Source organism: Campylobacter troglodytis, assembly GCF_006864425.1.
GTDB lineage: Bacteria > Campylobacterota > Campylobacteria > Campylobacterales > Campylobacteraceae > Campylobacter_D > Campylobacter_D troglodytis.
Genome location: NZ_QHLI01000001.1, coordinates 54,253 through 80,306 on the forward strand (window position 1 = coordinate 54,253; position 26,054 = coordinate 80,306).

General features: G+C 34.6%; 17 protein-coding genes and 1 pseudogene. 7 read left to right on the forward strand and 11 right to left on the reverse strand.

The genetic code is table 11. The features are described from left to right. Positions 1–28: 28 nt before the first annotated feature. Entirely contained in the window at positions 29–1,231 is a 1,203-nt protein-coding gene (gene lysA, locus DMC01_RS00280) for a diaminopimelate decarboxylase (RefSeq protein WP_142692349.1), read from the reverse strand. A gap of 117 nt (positions 1,232–1,348) precedes the next feature. Between lysA and DMC01_RS00285 the strand changes: the two genes are divergently transcribed. After that, complete coding sequence (locus DMC01_RS00285; RefSeq protein WP_185908535.1) at positions 1,349–6,460, forward strand: DEAD/DEAH box helicase; 5,112 nt, start codon at positions 1,349–1,351, stop codon at positions 6,458–6,460. A 361-nt stretch (positions 6,461–6,821) separates the two neighbouring features. Continuing rightward, positions 6,822–7,490 carry an IS1595 family transposase gene (locus DMC01_RS00290; RefSeq protein ID WP_142692350.1) on the forward strand — a complete coding sequence of 223 codons (669 nt, stop codon included), beginning with the start codon at positions 6,822–6,824 and terminating at the stop codon, positions 7,488–7,490. Between the two features lie 208 nt (positions 7,491–7,698). Here DMC01_RS00290 and DMC01_RS00295 read toward each other — a convergent pair whose 3' ends face one another. From DMC01_RS00295 to DMC01_RS00305, 3 genes are read right to left on the reverse strand one after another with little or no spacing between them, the layout of a single operon-like run. After that, the gene (locus DMC01_RS00295; protein WP_246058916.1) at positions 7,699–7,995 is read right to left on the reverse strand and encodes a hypothetical protein; all 297 of its coding nucleotides are present in this window, start codon (positions 7,993–7,995) and stop codon (positions 7,699–7,701) included. A gap of 51 nt (positions 7,996–8,046) precedes the next feature. Then, positions 8,047–9,408, reverse strand: coding sequence for a cytochrome P450 (locus DMC01_RS00300; RefSeq protein ID WP_142692314.1), 1,362 nt, complete (start codon positions 9,406–9,408; stop codon positions 8,047–8,049). Further along, on the reverse strand, positions 9,405–10,493 hold the full coding sequence (locus tag DMC01_RS00305) for a DUF829 domain-containing protein (RefSeq protein ID WP_142692315.1): 1,089 nt from the start codon (positions 10,491–10,493) through the stop codon (positions 9,405–9,407). Before DMC01_RS00305 ends, DMC01_RS00300 begins: the two co-directional genes overlap by 4 nt. Before the next feature lie 187 nt (positions 10,494–10,680). Here DMC01_RS00305 and DMC01_RS12955 point away from each other — a divergent pair, with 187 nt between their 5' ends. Further along, positions 10,681–12,120 (forward strand): hypothetical protein, encoded by a 1,440-nt coding sequence (locus DMC01_RS12955; protein WP_185908537.1) that lies wholly within the window; start codon positions 10,681–10,683, stop codon positions 12,118–12,120. A gap of 375 nt (positions 12,121–12,495) precedes the next feature. On the opposite strand, the gene kpsS is transcribed toward DMC01_RS12955, so the two are convergent. The 5 genes and pseudogenes from kpsS to groES form a co-directional block, all read right to left on the reverse strand. Beyond that, positions 12,496–13,671 (reverse strand): capsule polysaccharide modification protein KpsS, encoded by a 1,176-nt coding sequence (gene kpsS, locus DMC01_RS00315; RefSeq protein WP_142692316.1) that lies wholly within the window; start codon positions 13,669–13,671, stop codon positions 12,496–12,498. After that, the gene (locus DMC01_RS00320; protein ID WP_142692317.1) at positions 13,668–15,707 is read right to left on the reverse strand and encodes a capsular polysaccharide biosynthesis protein; all 2,040 of its coding nucleotides are present in this window, start codon (positions 15,705–15,707) and stop codon (positions 13,668–13,670) included. The genes kpsS and DMC01_RS00320 overlap by 4 nt, the downstream gene beginning before the upstream one ends. Positions 15,708–16,047: 340 nt before the next feature. Further along, a pseudogene (locus tag DMC01_RS16275) lies at positions 16,048–16,357 on the reverse strand (hypothetical protein); the annotation flags it as partial. A gap of 700 nt (positions 16,358–17,057) precedes the next feature. Beyond that, positions 17,058–18,695 carry a chaperonin GroEL gene (gene groL / locus DMC01_RS00325; protein ID WP_142692318.1) on the reverse strand — a complete coding sequence of 546 codons (1,638 nt, stop codon included), beginning with the start codon at positions 18,693–18,695 and terminating at the stop codon, positions 17,058–17,060. A 13-nt stretch (positions 18,696–18,708) separates the two neighbouring features. Beyond that, positions 18,709–18,969: a co-chaperone GroES gene (gene groES / locus DMC01_RS00330; protein WP_142692319.1), complete on the reverse strand. Its 261-nt coding sequence runs from the start codon at positions 18,967–18,969 to the stop codon at positions 18,709–18,711. 391 nt (positions 18,970–19,360) lie between these two features. Here groES and DMC01_RS00335 point away from each other — a divergent pair, with 391 nt between their 5' ends. The 3 genes from DMC01_RS00335 (at position 19,361) to corA (ending at position 23,689) form a co-directional block, all read left to right on the forward strand. Continuing rightward, positions 19,361–21,673: a translocation/assembly module TamB domain-containing protein gene (locus DMC01_RS00335; RefSeq protein WP_142692320.1), complete on the forward strand. Its 2,313-nt coding sequence runs from the start codon at positions 19,361–19,363 to the stop codon at positions 21,671–21,673. A 536-nt stretch (positions 21,674–22,209) separates the two neighbouring features. After that, positions 22,210–22,335: a hypothetical protein gene (locus DMC01_RS15645; RefSeq protein WP_282432203.1), complete on the forward strand. Its 126-nt coding sequence runs from the start codon at positions 22,210–22,212 to the stop codon at positions 22,333–22,335. Between the two features lie 379 nt (positions 22,336–22,714). Continuing rightward, positions 22,715–23,689, forward strand: coding sequence for a magnesium/cobalt transporter CorA (gene corA / locus DMC01_RS00340; RefSeq protein ID WP_142692321.1), 975 nt, complete (start codon positions 22,715–22,717; stop codon positions 23,687–23,689). A 457-nt stretch (positions 23,690–24,146) separates the two neighbouring features. Here corA and DMC01_RS16280 read toward each other — a convergent pair whose 3' ends face one another. Together DMC01_RS16280 and DMC01_RS00345 are read right to left on the reverse strand one after the other, a co-directional pair. After that, positions 24,147–24,272, reverse strand: a complete 126-nt coding sequence (locus DMC01_RS16280; RefSeq protein ID WP_427846080.1) for a hypothetical protein — start codon at positions 24,270–24,272, stop codon at positions 24,147–24,149. Between the two features lie 27 nt (positions 24,273–24,299). After that, complete coding sequence (locus DMC01_RS00345; protein ID WP_142692322.1) at positions 24,300–24,518, reverse strand: hypothetical protein; 219 nt, start codon at positions 24,516–24,518, stop codon at positions 24,300–24,302. A 446-nt stretch (positions 24,519–24,964) separates the two neighbouring features. Here DMC01_RS00345 and cmeU point away from each other — a divergent pair, with 446 nt between their 5' ends. After that, positions 24,965–25,219: a CmeU family protein gene (gene cmeU / locus DMC01_RS00350; protein ID WP_142692323.1), complete on the forward strand. Its 255-nt coding sequence runs from the start codon at positions 24,965–24,967 to the stop codon at positions 25,217–25,219. Positions 25,220–26,054 lie beyond the last annotated feature (835 nt).

Here is a 26,054-nt window from a genome sequence, read left to right on the forward strand (position 1 = left end):
CAAAATTCAACTTTTTTCTCATTAAATTTTACTTCAAAAACCCCACTTCATTTTCTATAAGCTGCCTAAAGCTCTCTCTTTTGCGAATTTGACGAATTTGTCCCTTTTCAAGGGCTAGCTCGCAAGCTCTTGGGCGGGTGTTGTAATTACTACTCATTGAAAAGCCGTAGGCGCCAGCGTCTTTGATGATGAGAATGTCGCCATTTTTAGCCTTTGGCAGGGCTCTATTTTGAGCGAAAAAATCACTACTCTCACAAATGCCCCCCACCACATCGCAAAGGCTCATTTCACCGCTGTTGTAAGGCATTTCAATGGCGTGATAAGCCTTGTATAAGCTAGGACGCATAAGATCATTCATAGCAGCATCTACTATGACAAAGCGTTTGTCGCCGTTCATCTTTTCATAAAGCACGCTAGTTACTAGCTCTCCGCACTTTGCGACTAAAAAACGCCCTGGTTCTAGGCAAATGGTTAAATCAAGCCCACTTAAACTAGCCAAAATGCCCTGTGCGTAGGCATTTAAATCAGGCTCGCTCTCATTTTGATAAACCACGCCAAGCCCACCTCCGACATCAAAGAATTTAAGCTCGATTTTGGCTGCATTAAGCTCTCTAACCAGCTTTGCGGTTAGCGTAGCAGCCTCAAAAATGGGCTTTAAATCAGTAATTTGCGAGCCTATGTGAAAATGCACCCCCACAGGCTCTAAAAACTCGCTTTTGGCGGCGTAAAGATAAATCTTTTTAGCCTCATCAAGCCTAACGCCAAATTTGTTTTCTTTAAGACCTGTGGATATGTAAGGATGGGTTTTTGCATCGACATTTGGATTTAAACGCACTGAAATTCTCGCTTTTATGTGAAGTTTTTTGGCGATTTTTTCAAGGCTTTTCATCTCCTCAAAGCTTTCTAAATTTATGTATAAAATGCCAAGTTTTAAAGCCTCTTTAAGCTCGGTTTCATTTTTTGCTACCCCGCTAAAAATCACCTTATAAGGCTTTGCACCCGCTTTTAAAGCCCTTTTTACCTCGCCTATGCTAACACAGTCAAAGCCACTATCAAGGCTTGCTAGCATTGAAAGCAAACTTAAATTTGAATTTGCCTTCACAGCATAAAAAATTTGAGACTTTCTGGCTCTAAAAGCCTCTTTGAGTGCCTTAAAATTTGACCGAATTTTATCAAAATCATAAAGATAAAAAGGCGTGTTAAATTCCTTTGTAAGTGCTTTGTAATCAATCTTTGTTTGCATTTAAACCCTTTCTTAGCTTAAAAAAAGCTTATTTTAACAAAACTAGGTGTAAAAACATTAAACAAAATTTAAGCTATAATTTATCCTTAAATGAGAAGGATTTGTATGCAAGATAATGCAAAAATAGCCTTTTTAGACACTGAAATTAGCACGATAAGTGGTAAAATCGAAAACATAGGCTTGTTGTTTGATGAGCTTTGCTATGAAGGGCTTAGCCTTTTAAATTTAAAAGAAATCTTTGACAAAAACAAGATAGCTTTTATCTGCGGACATAATTTTGTGAATTTTGACAAAAAATATCTTGAAAAGACCTCTTTTAACACAATTTTGCAAAATATCCCCATCATTGATACGCTTTATTTATCCTTGCTTTTAGCCCCTGATAAAACAAAACACAAGCTTGATAAGCCCTACAAAAGAGAAATTCAAAGAGAAAGCCCTGAAAATTCACCCCTTGAAGATGCTAAAAGCTCAAGGGCACTTTTTTATCATTTGAATGAGATCTTTGATAAACTGCCCTTAAATTTACAAGTAATTTTTGAATTTTTACTAAAAGATGATGAAAAATTTAAAGGTTTTTTTCTTTATAAACAAAGTCCTATAAACAAAGATTTTGAAACAGCTTTACAAGATGAGTTTAAGCTTAGTTTTAATCATATTGAATCCTTTTTAAGCTCTCGTGTTGAACTAGCCCTTGTCTTATCTTTTATGCGTATTTTTAGTCAAGATTCTAAATACTTTTCGCCCTACATACTAAAAAATCACAGCACTGTTACTAGGATTTTAAAAGCCCTTACAAAGAAGCAAGAAAATTTAAAGGACTTTGCCAAGAATGAATTTGGTATTTTTGAATTTCGCTCTTTTAAAGCCTTGCAAAAGCCTAAAATACAAGAAGAGCAACTTAATCTTATGACACACAAAGACACACTCATCATAAAAGATGAGTTTTCTCAAAAAGATCTAATTGAAAGTGCCTTAAAGGGCGAATCCTTTTTGGCTATCTTGCCAACAGGAGGTGGTAAAACCTTTAGCTTTCAAATGCCAGCTTTAATTAGTGCTAGACAGTATAAGGGGCTAACGGTTGTAATTTCGCCCCTGCAAGCTCTTATGAAAAATCACATCGATAGCTTTAAGCTAAAAAATCAAAACTTCACAGTTGAAGCACTCAGTGGCTTTTTAGATCCTATGCAAAGGGCTGAAAATTACGAAAAATTACTTGATGGGAGTATAAGTATCTTGTATCTATCCCCAGAATCTCTTCGCTCAAATGCCATTTTCAAAGCCTTACAACGCCGCTACATTGAAAGATTTGTCATTGATGAGGCACACTGCTTTTCTATGTGGGGGCATAATTTTAGGCAAGATTACCATTTCATAGCCCAAACGATAAAAGACTTAGAACAAAGCCCTCATCAAGCTAAGATCCCTGTTTCTTGTTTCACAGCCACAGCAAAGCCTGAGGTGATTGAGGATATAAAGGCTTATTTTAAGCAAGAACCCAAAGAACCAGATCAGGCTCCATTAAATCTAGATTTAAAAGAATTTGTAGCAGCTACTGAGAGGAAAGAGCTTATTTACGAGCTTATTGAGGTGATAGATGAAAAGGACAAAAAAGATAAGCTTTTTAATATCTTATTTGATATATATGAGGGTGAAAATAAGCATAATAAAAACCCAACCATCATTTACATCCCACAAAATGCAAGAAAATGTAAAGAACTGCGTGATTTGTTAAGAGAAAAATGCCTAGAATACAGTCTTTCTTGGAAGATAGAAGCCTTTTATGCGAGGCTTGATGATGATATTTCAAGGCTTGATGAGGATAAACGCAAGGATAAACGCAGTAAAGGTGAAATTTTGCAAGATTTTATAGCTGATAAGATCGATATTATCATTGCTACAACGGCATTTGGTATGGGCATTGACAAGCCAAACATTACCACTATCATACATTATGAGCTTTCAGATAGCTTAGAATCTTATATTCAAGAATCAGGACGAGGTGCAAGGGATAAAAAATATCAAGCAAAATGCTATATTTTGTATGATAAAAATGATATAGATAAGAATTTTGCCCATTTAAGAAGAAGTAATTTAGACCTTGGCGAGATACAAAAACTAGCGGCTGTGCTGAAAAACGAATACAACACAAGAAAGAAAAATCCCTTGCTTATATCATTAAAACAACTACACAAAAAAATGGGCAAAAGCGAGGAGGAATTTGAGCAAGCTTTAATAAAAACAGCACTCTTAGAGCTTGAAAAGGCAGGGCTTTTACAAAGAAAAAGGGTATCTACGAAAATTTATGCAAGTGCTTTTAAGCTAAGACAAGATAAAATGGCACAGGCTAGAACCGTCCTTGATCCTCAAAAAGAAAGGCTAGAAGCCAAAACTTATGAGTTAAACGAGGGCGAAAAAAACTTTTTAAGGCTTTATAAGCTTATGATCTTAATAATGCAAAATATCATTCAAAAAAGCAAGCAAGAAAGCACGGTAAGCCTTGATGAGTTAAGCGATCTAGTAGGAGGGGTTAATGAGAGGGATTTAATCAAAGCATTAGAGCTTCTAAGTCAAAACGAGTTAATTTCAAAGGAAAATGATATAAGGGTGCTTATAAATATAAAAAAGGCTCAAAAGAAGATGCGTGAGTTTTTAAGCTTTGAAATGGGCTTTTTTGAGCTTGTTAAGGATGATATTAAAGAAGGAAGAAGGGTTGATTTAAGGCTTTTTAATGATGAGGAGCTTAAAAAATTCAAGCTTGATACAAAGGCAAATCCACTTTATACTCTAAAATTCATCATAAATTCTTGGAAGAGGCTGCTTCAATTTACTCAAAAGCAATTAATGGTGTATTTTAAGCAAGATCTATGTGTGTTTGAAGGCTTTAATGAGCTTGATAAGCTTAAAAAGATCATAGAAGTAAGGGAAAGAATTTTTACTTTGATGCTTGAAATAATTAAAGAAAAATATATGCCAAAGAACGAAATTTTAGACAAGGAACAAGAGCTCTTTTTGCCTAGCAAGGAACTTTATGAGCTAATAAACGAGAAGGAAAAATTCAGCCAAAAAAGCTTTGCCTTTTTGCTTAAAAATATGGACGAGCTTTTGGAAAAAGACTTTGAGATCACAGGTGGTAGGCTCATTTATCATCAAAAAGAATGTTTAGAATTCACAAACAAAGAGGACACCTCATATAGTAGCAAGGACTATAAGGCTAGCTTAAAAAAATACCAAACACAAAGGATAATAAATGCTCATATCTTGCAAGCCTTTTTAAACAGCTTTTTAACAAAGAACAAAGACTATGCTATGGGCTTTATGAAAGATTATTTTATCCTGCCTCAAAGCGAATTTTTTAAACATTATAATATAGACAAAGAAGCAGTTAAAAATCCTATCAGCAAGGACTTGCTAGCTAGGATCATTAAGGATTTAAATTTGGAACAAGAAAAAATTCTAAAAGATGATAAAAACAAAGCCATAATGATACTAGCAGGTCCGGGCAGTGGCAAAACAAGAACCTTGGTGCATAAAATCGCATATTTACTAACAGCTGAAAACAAAAAAAGCGAGAATTTTTTAATGCTAGCTCACTCAAAGGTAGCAGTGCGTGAATTTAAAGAAAGACTTTATAAGCTTTTAGGGGCTTTGGCTTTAAATGTGAGAATAATGACCTTTCACGCCTTTGCCTTGCACTTAAGAGGTGTAAAGGTAAATAAGGAAGAGGAGTTAAAAGATGCAATCGAACTTGCTACAAGTGATTTGAAAAACAATGAGCTTTCACTTCCCTACATAGACACCCTTATGCTTGATGAATACCAAGATATAAATTCACAGTGTTATGAATTTATCAAGGCAATTTATGAGAATATGTCGGGCAAAAAGCAGATCATTGCTGTAGGAGATGATGATCAGCTAATAAATGATTTTAACGGAGCTGATATAAAATTTTTAAAAGACTTTGAAAAAGACTTTACGCCAAATGTCAAGCAAGGCGAGGATAGGCTTTTTGGCATTGATAAATTTGCTTCTTATTCTTTAATGACAAATTATAGAAGCAATAAAGAGCTTATAGCCTTTAATAACGCTTATAGAAGGGCATTTTTAAAGGAGGGCTTAAAGGGCGAAGATCTAAGGGTAAATCCTAACAATAAGCAAGCTGGCTTTATATCTTTTACAAGGCATAGCTTAGAATTTTCGCTTTCTCATTTAGCTAGTAAGGCTAGTGAATTTATAAATCAAAAGGCAAGAAAGAGCGTAGCAGTGCTTGTAAGAAGCAATGATGAGGTCCTAGCCCTTGCTTATGAATTTCAAAAACTAGGCATAAGAGCGAGGCTTATTTTGGAAAAAGAGGGCTTTGAGCTTAAGAATTTAATAGAGCTTTTTGAGTATGTGAGCTTATTAAAGGATGGGACAGATCAAAATGAGGCAAGGCTTAGGATCAAAGAAAGATACAAGAACTCTTTGAATTTAGAAATCTTTGAAGCAGTGATAGAGCTTTTTGAAAAAGAACAGCTTCGTTATGAAAGGGATGAGAGGTTTTTGGCAAGTGATTTTGAAAGTTTTTTGGAGGAATTAAGCTTTGAAAGTTTGGAAAATTTTAAAAACACCTTAATTATTAGCACTATGCACAAGGCAAAGGGCAAGGAATTTGATAATGTTTTTGTGGGCTTAAATGAGAGCTTTGAATTTCACAAGCCTAGTGAAAGAAGGCTTTTGTATGTGGCTTTTACAAGGGCAAAAGAAAGGCTTTTTGTGCATAGTAAAAACGATTTTTTGTCCCCTTTAAAAGAGTATTTTAATGAGGCTTTAATTTATGATAAAAAAGATGACAAGGCAAATAAGATCAGCCTTATAATGAGCCTAAAAGATCTAATTTTAAGCGATACCTTTGCAAAAGATAAGGATAGAAATTTCATAAAATCTATCCAAGATAATATAAATTCTTTGCAAAGAATGGGCGTAGTGTTTAAGGCTGGGGAGTATTGCGAGGTGCGGATTAAAGAAGCTAAGGATAAAACATATATAAATCTTTACTATCAAAATAAAGCCATAGCTTCGCTCTCACAGAGTTTTAGAGAAAAAATTTTTGCTAAAAAAGGCTACATTCTAGAAAGCAAGGCAAAGATTTCTTATGTGGTGAAGTGGTTTGATAAACAAACAAAGGAGGATTTAACTCAAATTCTTTGTGAGCTTAGCCTAAGAAAACAAGGATAAAATTCTTGGAATTTATCTTGTTGTATTAGAAACCTCGCTAAAAACTGTTAATCTTGGACAAAATATCACATTTATCATTCTAAAAAAAGAAGTATTTTTTACAAGAAAATTCCATAACTTAACAAAAAATTCACGCAAAACTGTGAATTTTTAAATCTCTTTACCACAAAAACCTAAAAATAACAAAATAATATCTTTTTGAAAAAAAGCTTAGATTAAAAACAAAATCTCACAGTAAAGACATTTAAAATGCAAGGCTAAATTCGTTAAGGCTCAATCGAACTTAACAGGATTTTCTCTTAAATTTTGGCGATTGATACTTTTAGCTGATATAATTACGGCTGAAAGGTTGGTAAAATCGATGTTAAACAAGTATATATTTTTGCCCTACATTTCGGAGCGAAAATTTAGGCAGATTTTAGAGTGTTTTTGTGCTGACATTTGTGTGAGCAAAATTGCCATTTTATGCAAGGTTTCTCGCCCTTGTGTTAATAGAATAGTGCAGCAAGCTTTTGATAGCCAAAGAGTGCGAAAAAATCTCAGCGGTGAAATCGAAGAGGGTGAGAGTTATTTTGGAGCTAAAAGAGTTCGTGGAAAGCGTGGGCGTGGGGCTGGCAAGAAAACGTCTGTATTTGGAATGTTAAAGCGAAATGGCTGTGTTTATACACAAGTGGTTAAGCATTGCTCTGCCAAAGAGCTATTGTCTATCATAAATGACTTTGCTGATGCCCTAAATGCCACAATTTACAGCGACAGCTTCAAAGCTTATGATGGCTTGGTTGATTTCGGTGCAAAGGAACATTACCGAGTGAAACACTCTAAAAATGAGTTTGCAAAGGGACGAAGCCACATTAACAAAATTGTGAATTTCTGGGTCTTTGCAAAGGCTAGATTAAGTCAGTTTCACGGCATTAAAAGGGAATTTTTCTATTTGCACTTAAAGGAAACTGAATTTAGATATAATGTTAAAGTTAAAAATGAAAATTTGTATAAAATTTTGTTAAAATTGATTAGGAAAAATCCTATGTAATTTTAGCTAAAAGTATCAATCGCCAAACTAAAAAGGCGGTGAAAAATACCCTCATCTTTGTGTCCTTAAAATTTTTATCTTATTATAAGCCCCCCCCTTAAGCTATGCTTAAATGCGTATAAAAATGAAAAAAAATTTTTACTGTGAGTGTTTTATCAACTTTGTTAAAAGGCAAGGGATAAAGTTACAAAAAGCTTAAATTTTAAAGCTACCATATACTTTGCTTGTCAAGTCCTTTTTGAAGCATCAAATCAACTATGGGCTGTTCTCTTTTGTTTGCCCTTTGGCAGTGATTTTTTTGAAAAGAATCAGTAACTTTAACCACAATCTTCGCCCACCATTTATGCCTATCCCTCCAAGCGTGAGAGGAAAGGCTCTCCCAAGCATAGCCATTAAAAAGCGTGGCATTGACAAAATGATCCATCGCCCTCACTCCGTGCCTAACCCTTGCTACCGAGATAAAAAGTCCAACAACCACTATAAAAATATAGCCTATGATTAACATAGGTACTAAAAAACAAAGCAAAATCGTTCCAACAAGTCTTTCTTTCAATTCTCACCTCTTAATCAAACTAATACGCATACCATTTAATGAGCGAACGGTCAAACGTCCAACTACATCTGGGGTAAAATTTTCTTTTAATTTTAATTTATACTTCATCAAAATACTACTTAAAACTATCATAGCTTCTTGCATTGCAAAGCCCTGTCCTATGCAAACCCTCTCACCCATACCAAAGGGCATATAAATTCCCTTTGTATTAGCCTCATCAAATCTTGAAGGATCAAACTCATCAGGCTTTTGCCAAAATTTCAAATGCCTATGTATAAGCCAAGGAGCCACCACCAGTCCTGAGTCTTTTTTAATGAGCCTATCTCTTATCTTTGTGTCCTTATTTGCCGTTCTTGGAAAAAAGCCAACAGGAGGATAAAGCCTTAAAGCCTCTTTAAAGACATTGTTTAAAAGCTTGAATTTCTTAATATGAGAAATCTTTAATTCCTCTTCTTGCATAACGTCTTTTAACTCCTCATAAACCTTGTCTTGCCATTTTGGATTAAGAGAAAGCAAATAAAGGCTCCAAGTAAGAGAACTAGCAGTGGTTTCATGCCCTGCTAAGAAGAGCATTGAGATTTGATCTAAAATTTCTTTAAAAGAAAATCTTTCATTGGTATCAGCATCTACAACTTTTAACAATGAAGCAAGTATATCAACCTTATTTCCCGCTAAGCCCTTGCTTTCTTCCTCATAACGAGGCTTGATAATGTCTGTTAAAACAGCTCTGATGTTTTCTCCTGCTCTTAAACGGTCTTTTTCGCCCAAGAGCTTTGAAAGCCATTTTGGAAAGCAAAACATCTCTTGCAGGGCTATTTTTATGGTTTTTTCTTGAAAAATGGCAAAGTCTTGTAAAATTTGTTTGCCTTTTTGCTCATCTAGCTTCTCGCTCATTATGGTGCGAAAGATCACATCAGCAGTTACAAAGCTCATATCCTCGTCAATATTAATAAACTCCCCCTCCTTGTGCTCAAATCTTTTCATCATATCATCACAAGCACCCTTCATAAGCTCAAAGACCTTGTGAATTCTTGTCATCTCAAAGCTAGGACGCAAAAGCTCTCTTTGTTTGCTCCATACCTCACCGTTTGTAGTAAAGATGCTATTTCCTAACAGTGGCTCTAATAAACGGTGCAAAAGCTCACTTTTTGGAAATTCCCTAACCTCATCAACCATAATGCGTTTAACCTCTTTTGGATCATTAACCACAAAGAGATCAAAGCCAGGCATCTTAACCCTACCCATTTGCATACTGTAACTTTTTTCATAAAGCCCATCCAGCCAAGAACGGCGCTTAAACAAAAAGGTGATAAGATTTGAAGCCTTGTTTTTGTAAGCCTTTGGGCGAAAGGGGCACTCACTCATTTTGTGCCTTTTGGGATCTTATTTTCAAGAAAATTTGCAGAAACAGTGAAATTGAAAAAATCATAAATGCCTTTGAGTTCGGGCTTCATTATATACAAAAAATGTGCCTTGTATTTGTTTCTTTTAAGCATTTTGTAGCTTTTGGGGGTGTAGATTTTATGAAACTGTGCAGATAAGAACCTTGTCTTTGTGTCTTGATTAAAGAAATTAAATTTGTAAAAACAAGCACCGTCTATCTTTGAGCTAAAATCAAACCATATTAGATCCTGTTTTGCTAGGAAATTTAAGTCTTCTTTGAATTTAAAGCCTTCTTTTTGATAGCTTAGCATAGGAATGCACTCTCCAAGGCTTAAAATTTTCAAAGAAGCTTTGTTAATATCCTCTTTTAAGCAAGCTGCTATGACGCTTATGGCAAGTATGGTGCCTACGCTGTGAGAGCAGATTATAAGCTCGTAATCTTTTTTGTCCTTATTTTCTTCTAGCTTTGCTAGGATTAAGGTTGTAAACTGCTTTATCCTTTCATTTAAATTTGCAATTTGATCCTTTGAGTGAAGATAGGCAAAGATATAAATTCGGCAAAGCCAAAAAACAGCAAGCTTGTTGCCTATCTTAAAGATTAGCCTTGTTGCAAGATAGAAAAAAAGCAAGGATGAAAAAAGGGCAAGAAAAAAGCTTAAATGATAAAAAAGCAAAAAAATTCCCAAAAGCACCAAAAAATAAGAAAAGATCACATAAAAAAAAGGGTAAAAACCAGCTATTAAAGAGATCTTATATTTTTTTGCAAATTTAATAAAAAGCCCTGTTAAAAGATAAGCCTTAAAGAAGATCAAACAGTCTCTTAAAACAGAAAAAAGGCTAGTATGCCAATTTTGCCTTACTATGTCGTTCCAGCTTAGAAAATGATAGGTGCTTTTGCAAGCCTTGCTTTCAACAGTCCAAAAAGCCCTTGGATGCTCATAAAAGCTCTTTGAAAGCTTAAATTCCTCATCCTTGCTATGTAAAAGGAGATTTTTTTTAAAGATGGAATAATAAAATCTAAATCCCCTAGGATCATAGCCTGCTATGTAGAAAACATCCCTTGTCAATTTTCATCCTCGTTTAAAGATAAATTAATTATAAATTAATTTTATAAATGCTTACAAATTTTAAGCCCTTATTCTTAAAAATTCACAAGTTTGTTGGTTATAAGTAAAACTAGCCTTTAAAGCCTTAATAAAAACTTTGAGGCTGAATTTTAAACAAAAATTATTATAATAGCACAAGGAGAAGGCTTTGAAAATAATCTTAATTGGTGGTAGTAACAGTGTCTTAAAACAAGGGCTTAAAAAGGGCTTAGCAAGAACTGAGGATTTTTTAAGCCTTGCTCTTGGAAATACTAGCTCTTTGCAAAATCTTTATGAGCTTATTAGGCACAAAGGGCTAATTGAAGAAGTAGGGCTTATAGTAAGTGAATCAAATGTTAATGATCTAGCAGCCTGTAAGTCTTTAAGCTTAGACATAGTTTGTAAAAACATAGATCTTTTTTATGAGGTTTTAGCTAGTTTTAAGGCAAGGGTGCTTGTGCTGATCCTGCCCTCAAATGAGTTCTTTAATGAGCATATAAATAACTGTCATAGAAAAAATATCAACAGCTACGGCTTTAATTTTGTGGATTTAGATCTTTATTTTAAAGAAAACAAGCTAGAAAGCCTAACTGAGCTCTTTGGTGCTCATCCACTTCCTAGGGCTATGCAGCTTTTGGGAGAAAACATTGTAAGAAACCTTGCAAATTTTAAGGCTCACAAAATAACTAAGCATTCTCACAGCTTTAAGCTCTTTGTGCCTTTGAATTTAAGATCTCTAAGACAAAGCAATTCTGTTTTTAATGAAGAAGTGTTTAGGCTAGACAGTGCCAAAAGCCTTTCTTTAAAGGGATATGAGGGCTATGAGCTACTTGGAATTCACAGCTGGAATGAGGATAAAAAGCAAGATTATAAATTGAGTTTGGCTTCTTCAAATTTAGAGCTTAAAAACAAGGATAAAGAGTTAAATTTCAAGATAAGTACTTTAAATGCCTTTTATGATCTGGGTGAACAATTTATCATAGATGAGGAAACCATCATAAAAACAGTTAAAAAAGAAGAGGACGAGTTAGCTTATACAGATCTTATTTCTTTGTTTTTGTTTAAGAGAGGTTTGAATTTAAGCAAAGCTTTAAGCTGTGAGGCAAAGAACTGTGCTTTTTTAATACCTGATTTCAAGCTTTATAAGGAGATCATAAGGCAGTATGAAGAAACTAAGAGCTTTCAAGAAGAAAGCTTCTTGGAAAGAAATTTAAAGGATATTGAGGATTTTATCAAGCAAAGAGGCTTAGAAGAGGAATGCCTTGCCTTTTTAAATAGCAGATCAAAACAAGAAGGAGCCTTGGCTTTAATCAAAAACGATCCTGCTTATATCTTAGGCGAGCTAATCATTAAACATTCAAAACATAAAATTCAAAGACTTCTTTTGCCTCTCATTTTATCTAGGGCTAAAAAGAAGCTAGTTAAAACGAAAAGGCAGAATTTATATCAGTATAAGGACTATATGCAAGCTTTAAGGGCAAAAAATCACCTTGCTTATAAGCTAGGCAAGGCTTATTTAAAGGCTTGTAAAAAGCCTTTTTTTACAAGGTATTTTAGCCTAGCTAGGAAGCTTAAAAAGATAGCCAAAAAGCATAAGTCTGTGGTTTGAATTTAAAATCTTTTTACAGTGATGATTTTTAAGACTAAGCTTGTGAATTTAAACTTCTTAAAAGTTTTGTTTTTTACACAGTTAAATTTATCTTGTTTATAAGAATACTGTTTAAAGATCTTTTGTGAATTTAAGTAGCTTGAATTTAAAAAAATTTAAATTTTTTTAAATAAATTTTCTTTGCCAACTAGGTTATTTGGGCTAAAGAGTAAGAGTTTTTGTTTTGACAAAGATATTTTTGTTTCAACAAATAGTTTTTGTTTTAATAAAAAGGGTGCGGTTTATTTAAGAACCTTTTTTTGAGATCTTTTTGATCTGGCTTTACTTAACAGCCCTGCTAGATAGTTTAAATAGCTTAATGCGACAAAACAGTTTTTAAAAAGCATTGAATTTGGTATAAAAGCTACAGTTGATCTGATTTGTATGGATTAAATAGGCTCTAAAATTTGTAAATAGTTTTTGATCTGGCTTAAAAAGCCTTGCTTCTTTGAAAAAAAGATCAAGGCTTTTTTGATAGCTTAAACCCTCTATATCATAAAAGGCCTTGCCTAGACATTTTATAGGGCAGTTATGATATAAGGCTGATAGCCCTACTGTTGAGTTTATTAGCACACAGCCATAAGCTTTTTGTAAAAATAAGGGTAGGTTGCAACTGTCTATATAAAAAAGCCTACCTTCAAGACTGTGCTTTTTTTCTAACTCTTTTATGAGCTTAGAATAATTTTTGTAGCCTCTATCCATAGGATGATGCTTAAAGATTAAGCAGTGTTTTGAGCTTGCATTTTTAGCAAAGCAAGAAACTGTGTCTTTGATAAAGCATTCAATACTTTTGCCCTCGTAATGCTTGGTAATTTGCGTGTCATTATGAACTTGCAATATGCCTATGAAATACTCCAAGCCTTCTAAGTTTTGTAAGATCTTTTTTTGAGTTATCTTATAAAGATAGTTTCTATATAAGGATCTAAGCCAAAAGACGAATTCAAAAGGATTGAGGCTTCTGTGATGAAGCTTGTTGTTGTAAAAAGGAGCTAGTAAAAAGGCAAAAAGCCAGTATAAATACCCATAAAAGCACATTAAAGCAAAGGAGTTTTTGATATTTTCTTCAACTGGCTTACTTGGTTTTAAATTTAAATAAAAGTTTTTGTCTTTGCTTAGTCTTGAGTTGGCATTTACTCCGTCTTTTTCAAGGGTTATGAAATTTGGACGAAGATAGCCCTCCTCAAAGACATAAACTTGCACATTAAGCCTTTTAGCAATTTTTATGGCTAAGACATGCAAGGGACGACAGTCATTGTAGCATACTATACAGTCTATATTTTTAGCCAAACAGTAGCTTTTTAAAAAATGCCTAAAAGATCTAAAATTGCCTCTGTAAGTATCATAGCCAAAAGGATAAAAAAGCTTATCTCCTCCGTTGAAATTTAGCTTAAAGACCTTGGCATTTTGCTTTTTTAAGGCTTTTGCAAAACGGTAAAAAAAAGGACCCACAGGACCTTGAAGCAAAAGCACATTTTTGTCCTTAAATTCCTTAATCTTTTCTTCAAGCCTCATTTAAAGCCCTCATATATTCTTCTGAGCTTTCTAAGGCTAAGATTTCTTAGATCACTTAAAGCCTTAACAAGCTTGTTTGTAAAATAAAGCTCTTGTAAATAAAGCAAGGAATCTAAGCAAGGCTCTATCTCGCAAAGGCACTTTGTCTTAGCGCTAATATATCTTGGATAAAGTATTAAAACCCCAGCTACAAGCTCATCAAGGCTAAGTTTTTTAGTTCTTCTTTCACAACTTTGCTTATCCTCGCTAAGCCCCCAGCCAGCATAAAAGGGAAGCCCATACACAACCACCTTTTTTTGCCTCAAAAGTGCCTCAAAGCCAACAGTTGAGCTTATGGTGTGAACCTCATCTGCTATTTCAAGGCAGCTGTGTATGCTAGCATCTGTTATAATCTCATCACAAAATTCCAAGATAATCTTTTCATCCTTTAAACCCTTTCTGTTTCCACTTAAAACATCAGGATGGGGCTTAAAAAGCAAGTAGGCATCTTCGTTTTCCTTGCGAACTTGTTCTATTAATTTTTTCGTATCTAAGCCAAGTCCTCCTAAGAGCACAGAGGCATCATCTTCAACCTGAGCTGCAATTAAAATGAGCCTTTGAATGTCTTTTTTATTTGTTTTAACTGCAAGATGCCTTGCGTTGTTGTATTTTGAAAGCTTGTGTTTAATTAGCCTTTCTCTTAGTGCTTTTGCCCTTAAAAGTAGGCCCTCATCAAAGTGATGATGCTCTAAGATAAACTCTAAATCACTTTGCTTACTTGGATCAACAAAAAGCCCTCTGCTATCAACTACCAAAGAATAAGCCCTTGTAAGATCAGATCCTAAAGACACAGAGCGAACAAAGCCATCTTCTACAAAAAATACCCCTATATCCTTGCTGACAAAGTCATAAATTTGCTCTTTTGAAAAGCTAGTTCCCCAAATAAAAATTTTATCATCCTTATGAAGCTTAAATTCAAGCAAGTTTTTAGGCTCACTTAAAAAAACTAGCTTATTTTTATTAGCCTTAAAAAAGGGCTTTATCAGGCTTCTTTTCCACAAACTAAAGCCTAGAAAATATAAATTTTTTGAGTTCATCTCTTCGATCTTTTTATACTTATAAAGGGTATTTATGCTATCAAAAAGATCGCTTTTTCTAGCCAAGTAGGGATTAAAATATCTTGTATAAAGCAAATAAGCACAAGCAAAGATCTCCTCAATGCTTCTTTTTTTAAGCCTTCTTTCACATTTTACCTTATCTATCGTTACCCCCCAGCCAGCATAAAAGGGAAGCCCATAACAAACGCACTCACAGCCACATAACAGTGCCTCAAAGCCCATACCAGAGGTCTTTGTATAAACCTTGTCAAAATGCTTTAATAAGCTCATAGGACTGTAATTTTGATCTATTATTTTGATCTTTTTAGGCAAGCATTTTGGATCAAAATCGCCTTTTTTCTTGCCCGTTAAAACATCTGGGTGAATTTTTAGATAAATACTTGCTCCTTCATTTTCCTTTATGGCATCATTTATGAGATCTAGGGTTTCATATTGCTTGATTAAACCGTGTTTTAAGGAGGCATCGTTGGCACTTTGGGTTATGATTAGAATTCTTTTGTTCTTGTCTTTAAAAAAGTCATTGCTTATTTTTAAGCCGTTATTGTATTTGCTTAACTCGTATTTTTTAAGAAGTTTTATGGCTTTTTTTGCCTCTTTTAAAAGCTGATCATTTTTTGTGAAATCATAGCTGTTTAGCAAATTTTCAAGCTTTGAGCTATGAAAGGCATCATAATAAATCCCAACCTCATCTTCTATTAAACTAAAACTTGGGCTTTTTTCTATGCCAAGGTTTAGGGATCTAAGAAAGCCATCTTCTAAGAGAACACATTTTGCCTTGTGCTTTTTGGCTAAATTTTTAGCCCTTAGCCCAGATACTTGTTTGCCCCAGCCGTAAAAAATGGTATTTTCATCGATTTTTTGCCAAGGAGTATAAGGCTTAATGTCAAGGAAATTTTTAACATTGTCAATAAGCTTCTTAGAGGTGGAATAAGCACTCACAAAACAAGTCCTTGCTTAAAGTTAAACTTTGATTATACAGTTATTTAATTACAATATGTTTAATTAAGATAAAAGCCCATTCAAAGTATCTAGCGATTGATACTTTTAGCTAAAATGATCTAGGATTTTTCCTAAGCCATTTTAACAAAATTTTATACAAATTTTCGTTTTTAAGCTTGATCTTAGATCGAAATTCAGTTTTCTTTAAGTGTAAATAGAAAAATTCCCTTGCCGTGAAACTGATCTAAGTTGGCCTTTGCATAGCCTTTTGCTTACAGTTGCTAGTGCACAAAGCAAAAAAATTCACAATTTCGTTTATATGGTTTCGCAAGTGTGCAAACTCAAATTTGGCGTGTTTGATCATATAATGTGCCTTTGCTTCGCAAAGGGACGAGTAAAGCGAAGTAAAAAATCCACCAAGGCACCGTAGGATTTTAGTCCATCGCTATAAAATTCACTTTCTTTAAGCTCTGAAAAGTACTTTATGATAGGCAGCAATTCTTTGGCAGAGCAATGCTTGAGCGTATAAACTCGTGCGGTTTCGCTTTAATATCCCTTCTCGTAGAGGGACAAGAGGCTTAACGAAGTAAAAACACAGGTGTCTTTTTTCCAGCTCCACGCCCACGCTTGCCGCGCACTCTGCGAACCCCTTCTGCTAGCAGTTACTAGTGTAACGAAGTAAAAAATAACTCTCATCAACTTCGACCACTCATCTTGCTGATTTTTCGCACTCTTTAAGGGTTAAAAGCTTGTTGCACAATTGTATTCACACAAGGGCAACAAAGCTTGCAAAGAGGGCGATTTTGTTTGCGCAAATGTCAGCACAAAAGCATTCTAAAATTGATTAAATTTCCGCTTTCAAATGTAGGGCAAAAATATATACTAAGATCGATTTTACTAAGCTTTTAGATCTAATTATCTCAGCTAAAAGTATCAATCGCCAAGTATCTTGAGTCTCAAAGTATATTGATCCTAAACTAAATTTAAACAAGCTAAATCAAATAGCTTTGAATACTAAGTATAAAAGTGCTTGAATTTATTTGGGGTCTTAGGTCGTAGAAAAAGTTGAATTTAAACTAAAATTAGATAAACCCTTGTAAGCAAAAATGAATTCAAGCTTACAAGGGTTGAGAAAGCGACTGCCTTGATATAAATTCAAGGCAAGAAAAAAAGAGCTTTGCAAGATCATAGCACTAAAAATATTTTGCGAAATTACTGTATTATGCAAAACAACATTTTAAAAGTGTCTTCATTAAATGTAAGATCGCATTCAAAAAACACTCAGCATAAAACTCGCATCGCAAAACCGTTATAACGCACAATCACAGTGCAAAAATGCCTTGCAAAAAGCTACATCATACCGCCCATTCCTCCCATACCGCCCATTGCATTCATATCAGGCATAGCGGGCTTTTCCTCTTTGATTTCGCTAATGGTTGCTTCTGTGGTTAAAAGCATACTAGCTACTGAAACAGCGTTTTGAAGGGCTATTCTTTCAACCTTTACAGGATCAACTATCCCAGCCTTTAGCATATCCACATACTCGCCCTTTGCAGCATCAAAGCCATAATGCTCATCCTTGCCATTTTCAACAGAATGCACAACAACTCCAGCATCAAAGCCAGCATTTGCAGCTATTTGTCTTAGAGGTGCATTCAAAGCCCTTTCTACTATGCCAGCACCTATAGCCTCATCGCCTTCAAGTTTTAGCTTCACCTTTGCCTTTGCCTTGATGAGTGCCGCACCGCCTCCTATGACTATGCCCTCTTCAACAGCTGCCTTTGTGGCACTTAAAGCGTCATCCACACGGTCTTTTTTCTCTTTCATCTCGGTTTCTGTGGCTGCACCTACCTTGATGAGTGCCACGCCGCCGCTTAGCTTTGCGAGCCTTTCTTGGAGCTTTTCTTTATCATAATCGCTTGTGGTTTCTGCTATTTGAGCCTTGATTTGAACTATTCTAGCCTCAATGGCCTTTTTATCGCCTGATCCACCTACTATGGTGGTGTTATCCTTGTCTATGATTATGCTAGAAGCTTGTCCTAAATCCTGAACTGTCGCACCCTCAAGGGTTCTGCCTAATTCCTCTGCTATGACCTCACCACCTGTTAAAATGGCAATGTCTTCAAGCATAGCTTTTCTTCTATCACCAAAGCCCGGAGCTTTCACGGCTGAGATATTTAGCACGCCTCTAAGTTTATTGACGACAAGCGTAGCCAAAGCCTCGCCCTCAATGTCCTCAGCTATGATTAAAAGGGGCTTTCCTGTCTTTTGAATTTGCTCTAAAATGGGCAGTAGATCTTTTAGATTTGTGATTTTTTTATCAAAAAGCAAAATATAAGGATTTGAAAGCTCAACTATCATCTTTTCTGCGTTGGTGATAAAATATGGGCTGAGATAACCTCTGTCAAATTGCATACCCTCGACCACATTTAACTCGTCATTAATGGACTTTGCCTCCTCGACAGTGATGACACCGTCCTTGCCTACCTTTTCCATAGCATCGGCTATGAGAGCACCGATCTTTTCGTCTGAATTTGCTGAGATGGTAGCAACCTGAGCGATTTCTTTCTTGCCCTTTACCTCTCTTGCAAGGCTTTTAAGCTCTTTTATAATCGCCTCGCACGCCTTATCCATACCCCTTTTAACCTCGATAGGATTAGCCCCTGCTGTGATATTTCTTAAGCCTTCTTTAAATATGGCGTGGGCTAAAATAGTAGCCGTTGTAGTGCCATCTCCTGCTTGATCTGCTGTCTTGCTAGCTACTTCTCGCACAAGAGAAGCTCCCATATTTTCAAGGCTGTCTTTAAGCTCTATCTCCTTAGCCACGCTAACTCCGTCCTTTGTGATACTTGGTGCACCAAAGCTCTTTTGCATAAGTACATTTCGCCCTCTTGGTCCCATAGTTACCTTTACAGCGTCATTTAGCTTGCGAACGCCCTCGTAAAGCTTGTTTCTAGCTTCGTCTGAGAAAATGATTTCCTTTGCCATATCTTGTCCTTAATTATTTAATAATGCCTAAGACATCGTCAATATTTAAAACTAGGAACTCATCATCTCCTAGCTTCACCTCAGTGCCGCCGTATTTTGCAAATAAGATCTTATCACCCTTTTTAAGCTCGCTTATTTCACTACTTGCGGCTATTACCTCGCCCATAAGGGGCTTTTCCTTGGCGTTATCTGGTATGATAATGCCAGAAGCTGTAGTTTTGGTCTCCTCAACTCGCTTTACCAAAACCCTCTTTCCTAAAGGTTGGAAATTCATTTGTTGTCCTTTCTATGTTAAAATAACATTTTATTAAAATGAAGTGGTATTATAGGCAAAAAAATTTAATTTGTCAATACCTTGCCAAAAAATTTTCATAAAACTTTAGCTTAAAAGACTAAAGTTTTATTAGTTTAAACTTATAAATGTTTAGTTGGCTCATTTGAATTTTATGTTTTTAAGGCTTTTTATCAAAGCAAGGGCTTTGAATTTATAAATATGCTATGAATTCTAGTAAGGTATTTAAAAGGCATAAAGGTTTTTGAGTTTTAGCTTGCAAAACAAGTATTTTACATTTATATTTTATTTTAAATTAATTTGCTAAATTCAGCCATTTTTGCCAAATTTTATGCTAAATTTTTATCTTTAAAACTCTTTAAAGGACAAAATAATGAAAAAAATTCTCGGCCTTTTTCTTGCCTTCTTAGTCTTGCTTTTTATAGGAGTCTATGTGTTTTTATTCACCCCTATGGGTAATAAAATAGTAGCTAATATCATAGAAGATAAGGCTAAAACTATGGGCTTAGATTTAAATGTCAGCAAATTTGAGCTAAGCTTTTCAAGACTTGATCTAGAAGCAAGGCTTGCAAATATGCTAAATGCAAAGATTGAGGGAAATTTAAGCCTTTTTAAACTAGGTTTTGATCTAGCTTATATCCTGGCACTAGACAGGGCTTATTTGAATTCTTTGAATTTAAGTATGGATAGGGATTTAAGCTTTTTAGGTAAGGTAGCAGGAGTGGCTAGTGATTTTAAGGCAGAGGGTAGGGGGGTGCTTTTTGGATCAAATATAAACTTAGATGCTCATATTGTGGATTATTCTCCTTTGAATTTAAGGCTAAGTGCAAATGGCATAAGGCTTGAGGAGGTTTTGGATCTGCTTTCAAGCCCTCGTTATCTTACAGGAATCTTAAATGCAAATGCCGATCTTAAAGCAGAGGATCTAAAACCTAAGGGCAAGGCACTCATAAATCTTTATACAAGTTCTATCAACTATAAGCTCTTAGAAAGGGATTTTAATCTTAGCTTGCCTCAAAATTCAGAGCTTAATGGTCAAATCACAGCCGATATAGCAGGAGATGAGCTAAATATCAACACAGAGCTAAAAAATTCTTATCTCATTTTTAAAACCCAAAAGACCCAGTACGATCTTCAAAATGGAGCATTAAATACTGATTTTAGCTTGGATCTGCCAAATTTAAGCAAACTTGAATCCTTGCTTAAAAGCAAGATTAAGGGAAATTTGAATTTAAATGGAGATCTTAGCCTAAATGGTAGTGCTTTAAACGAGCTTAATGCAAAGCTTCTTGCAGCTGGATTTAGCATTGCAAATTTACCAAATACAAGGCTAAATTTAAATGCAAGGGCAAGGGGTGAGGGTGCTGATAAGATAAATTATGAGGCCTTGCTTGATAGTGATTTGCTTAAAATTACTGATTTAAAGGGCTTTTATGTGCTTAGTAGCGGTGAGCTTAGCCTTGATAGCACGGCTAGGGTGGATGATTTGAGTAAATTTAGCAACTTAGCAGGTGCTAAAATTCAAGGCAGTGCAAATGCCAAGATGAACGCTCATCTTGTAGGACAAGAGCTTAAAAATGCCAAGCTTGATGCCAATATAGCAGGAGGGTTAATCAGTGCAAACTCAGATGGCAAAGGGCTTGTGCTTAATATAAAAGAACTTGATCTAGCAAAGCTTCTTGTCCTAGCAGCCCAGCCAGCCTATGTAAATGGGGTGCTTAATGCAAATGCTAAGCTAAGTAATCTTGATTTTAGCAAGTTAAATGGGGATTTTAGTGCCACAAGCAAGGGGAGTTTTAATCAAGCAGTTCTTAGCTCCTTGCTTGATAAAAAATTCCCTCCAAATTCAAAATATGATCTTAATCTAGCAGGAAACATTAAAAATTCACTACTTAGCTTTACTAGTAGCCTAAAAAGCGATTTGGCAAATTTAAACGAGTTAAAAGGAAGCTTTGATCTAAACAGTGCGAAGTTAAATTCAAGTTTTGTCTTGGATCTTTTTGACTTTTCAAAGCTTGGTTTTTTAGCAGATAGAAAACTAAGCGGAAAGGCTGTGTTTAATGGCAATCTTAGTTTTGATAAGGTGCTTAATGCTAAGATTTTAAGCGAGAATTTATTTGAGGGTAAGCTAAATGCTGAGTTGAAGGATAAGCTTTTTGAGGCAAACTTAAATCAAGTGGATTTTGCGTCCTTGATGAGGGGGCTTGATCTGCTTGATTACTACGAGGCTAGGGCTGGGGTGAAGCTTAATTATAATCTTTCAACTTCAAGTGGCAATGCTAGTGCAAATTTAAATAATGGCAAACTTAAAAATGTAGGCATCATAAAGACAATTTCTACCCTTACAAAGAGCGATCTCACAAAGGATTCTTTTAGCGAGGCAAATTTAAACGCTAAGTTAAACAAAAACTCAACCATCCTAGATCTAAATATGAAGTCTCCAAGGGTTAGCATAGTCATAGATAAAGGAGTTGTGTCTCAAAATAAAAGCTTGAATTTACCCATAAATATCGGCATAGATAAGGCAAATTTTAAAGGCACAGTAACAGGAACCACGGATAATCCAAAGGTAAGCTTGGATCTTGGGTCATTAATTAAAACAGGAGTAGATAAGATCTTATCTGATGACAAGCTTAAAGAAAGGGGAGTAAAGGAGCTAAATAAGCTCTTTGATAAGCTTTTTTGATTGATATATTAACCCAGCTTTTTACCTAGCCTTGAATTTAATACACAAGTATGTGTGGGATTTAAATTTCAATACTCTGCTTTGAATTTAAGACAAAAAGATGTGCTGGGCTTAAAATTTAATGCTTTTATAATATATGCACTGGGCTTAAATTTAATGTTTTTAATTAAGTGTCGAATTTATAAAGTTATTTTTAAGCCCTTGCAAGAATGTTGCTAGATGCTTTTTAGAATGCAAATTCAAGGCAAGTTTCACCGCAACAAAAGCTATTTTCAAAGACAGTTCATTTTTCAAATAAGCTATCTTTTGCCAAATAAACTTCGTTTATGCTTACTTAATTTGTGTTAGGCGATTAATGCCTTTGCTTTGCTGATAGATCAAAGCCTTTTAAAAAAGGTTTTTGTAAAGACAAGGTTTTTTTAAATTTCAAAGGCTCAATGAAACTTAAACCAAAGGGTTTTTAAAATTACGCCTATGAAAAACAAATATCCGCTCCTAAATTTCGCCAAATCTAAGGGAAATTTTGAGATATTTTTTTGTTTCGTTACACTCGCAACTGCGTAGTAAAAGTGGCTCACAAAGTGCGAGGTAAGCGTGGATGTGGGGCTAACAAAAAAACACTTGTGCTTGTACTTTGTGCTACGCGTCTTGTAACTGCGTAGCAGAAGTGGCCTTGCGAAGTTTTATCTTGCCAAATTTATGGACATTAAAAGAGAAAATTTTTATTATTCACTTAAAGGAAACAAAATTAAGACGAAAAATTTAAGACAAAATGTTTATTAAAATTTATTAAAATTGATAAGATAAAATCTTGTTAAGTTTAATTAAGTCTAAATTTAAAATGCTTTTTTAAAACCACTTAAAATTCAAGCTTTTTTAAATTCAAGCCCTCTTTGTAGTTTTAATAATGCTCTTAATTTTGTTTCAAATTTTAAGATAGTTTGGGGCTTATTTTAGCTAAATTTTTGATTTAAATTTGCAAATATAAGATTTAACAAAGTTTAAATATTATATAATTAAGGCAAAAATTAAGGGAATTTTATGCTTACTATATACAAAAAAGCAGACAACGGTCTTGTTCAAAAGATAGTTTTTGATATAGAGGATAATGAGGAATTACCAAAGAAAATTTTATGGGTTGATCTTTTGCATCCCACTCTTAGTGAGATAAATTATATAGCTAAGTATTATAATCTTGACATACCCGATTTAGAGGAAAGAGAGGAGATAGAGCTTAGTGCTAGGTATTGGGAGGATAGCACCACAGTTACTATTAATACTCACTTTTTGGTTCGTACAGAAAGAAACGGCTCTGTTGAGCTTGACAACGAAACCATCACCTTTATGACAGCAAAGCAGACCTTATTTACCCTTCGTTATAATGATTTTACCACCTTTACAGAACTTCAAGCAAGAATTCTAGCAAGTCCTAAGAATTTCGAGGATGGCTTTGACATCATAGATAAAATTTTTGAGGTTAGGGTGGAAAAGGATGCTGATATTTTAGAGTGGATAGATAGACAGGCTAGAAAGCTTCGCATAGAGGTTTTGGAAGAAAATAAAAGAGAATTTGTTTATGATAAGATGCTTAGATCTATTTCAAGCTTGCAAGAGCTTAACACCAGGGTGAGGGATTCTTTGTTTGACAAAAGAAGGGCTATGACTTGCTTGCTAAAAAGCGACAAGGTGGATAAGCAAACAAAGCAAAATATCACCATAGTTTTAAAGGACTTAAACTCTTTGGTTGAATTTAATGTCTCTCAGCTTAATATACTAGATAATATCCAAACCATACTAGCAGGTCAGCTTAATATAGAGCAAAACAAGACCATAAAGCTCTTTACAGTAGCGACTATGGCTATGATGCCTCCTACTTTAATAGGCACTGTTTATGGGATGAATTTTGAGTTTATGCCAGAACTTCAATGGGAGTATAGCTACCCTGTCGTGCTTGTGGCTATGGTGATTTCTATCATAATACCTGTGATTTTTTTCAAAAAGAAGGGCTGGTTGTAGGCTCAAAAGCTTACACAATTAATCACAAAGGCTTTTTTAATATATCAAAGCTTATAAATTCAAGCCCTTGTGAATTTTAGTTAAAAATTTAGCATTTTTGTAAGGATGATAAATCTTGTCTAGCTTTTAATGAGAGTTTTTACTAAAAAACTTTCCTTCACAAATACACTTTGCCACATAACTTTGCTTCACAAAGAAACTACATTTTTTAAAGAAATTTTTGTTTGTATAAAGTAGCTACGATTTATCAAAGAAGGTGTGTTTTATAAATAAGCTTTTTTAAATAAAATTTGCTCAAGATGCTTGAATAGGACTTTCCCTTATCAATTTCAATAAAATTTGATGAGAATTTTGTCTTAAAATTTTCGTCTTAATTTTGTTTCTTTTAAGTGAAGGACAAAATTTTTTCTTTTAGCCATTAAATTTAGCAAGTCTAAATTTTGCAAAGCCCCTTCTACTACGCAGTTACAAGACGAATAGCACGAAGTAAAAAATTCACAATTCCGTTTATGTGGCTTCGTCTGTTTGCAAACTCATTTGCACCATGTTTTACCCTATAATGTGCCTTTGCTCCTTCTCGCAAAATTGCAAGACAAAACGAAGCAAAAAATCAACCAAGCCATAGTAGGCTTTGAAGCTTTCCTAAAATTGTGGTGTTTGAGGCATAATCAAAGTCCCTAATCGGTAATAGTTCTTTTGCAGAGCAAGTGTTTGAGCGTATAAACTCGTGCGATTGCGTTTTAGCATACCTTCTCGCAGAGTTACAAGACGAGTAGCACGAAGTAAAAACACAGACATTTTCAGCCCCACATCCACTCTTGCCACGCACACGCCTTGCTTCTTCTGCTTACAGTTGCGAGTGTAACGAAGCAAAAAATAACTCTCATCAACTTCAACCACTCATTTTAGAAAGCTTCTCGCATTCTTTGGCTATGAAAAACTTGTTGCACAATTGCATTCACGCAAGCACGAGAAATTTTGCAAAGTAGAGCGATTTTTTTCGCCTCTAAATCAAGGCTTCTTGCAAAATTGCAAGACGAGTAACACGAAGTAAAAAATACTTCAAAATTCTTTAAATTTTTTCTTAGAAATTCGGAAATGAATCATATATTTGTTTTTCATCTAATTTTCCATATTTTAAAATGATCTTGTATCAAATGAAAATATTTTGAGCCTAAAAATTTGCTAGAAAACTTGACAAAAGCAATCTTAGTTAAAAAAGCACTAGTTTAAAATATTACTATGCTTTGATAAAATTAAATAAAAGGAGAAAAGATGTCAAAGGAAAAGATTATTAACAACTTAAACGAGCTTTTTAAGGCAAGGGCTGAATTTTATGCCTTTTTTGATGCAAAAATTCCAAAGATAGCAAAAACTGAGGTCTTTGATTTTAAAAAGGCAAAGGAGGGCAATGTGGAGGAGTTTTATAAGTATTTTTACAAGTATGATTATGCTATAAGAAAGCTCTTGCCAAGCATTTACAAGGCTTATGAGATAGATAGCGACAAGGACTTGTCAAAGGATTTTTAAGATTTGCTAAGTTAAACTGACGCCAAAGGGTTTTTAGATTGATGTCTATGAAAAACAAGGCTTTGTTTTTTGAATTTTAAAGATACAATTTAAGGAATTCTAAGATATTTTTTGGCTCGTGTGGCTGTTTCTTTATAATAAGCCTTGATGTAGGGGGGGGGAAAAATCCTCCAAGCTTGTTAAATAACCCTTGATGATGTAAATATAATTTTGCATAAAATTCGCATTTTAATTACAAAAGAAAAATTAGCAAAACGAAGTTGTCTTTAGAAAACAAGCAAGGTTTTTTTAGAAAATGAGTTGTGAGATTGAAGTTTATGAGACTTACTTTTTGCTTCCTTGTACTCTAAACTGTGAACACAAGGACAAAACGTGTGTGTGGAAAGCGTGGATGTGGGGCTGAAATATTTGTGTTTTTGCTTCGTTACTTATCTTGTCCTTTTGCTAGAAGGGATGATAAGACACTAGACTATCCTTTGTTCTCAAATAGTTAAATACTGCTTAAACAAAGAATTGCTACATATCATAAGAAACTTTCATAGCTTAATTAATGCGAGATTTACAGCGACAATCTCAAAGCCTACGATGGCTTGGTTGATTTTTTGCTTCGTTTTACTCGCAACTGTAAACACCAGAAGCAAAGGTTCATTAGCTAGTAAAGTACATCGAAAATGAAGCTGATAAATGGATGAAATCAGATCAACGAAATTGTGAATTTTTTACTTCGTACTACATGTCTTGTAAATGCAAACAGAAGGATCTTTGCAAAGGCTAGCTTAGATAAATTTCACGGCAAGGGAATTTTTTATCTGTATTTGAAAGAAGTTGAATTTAG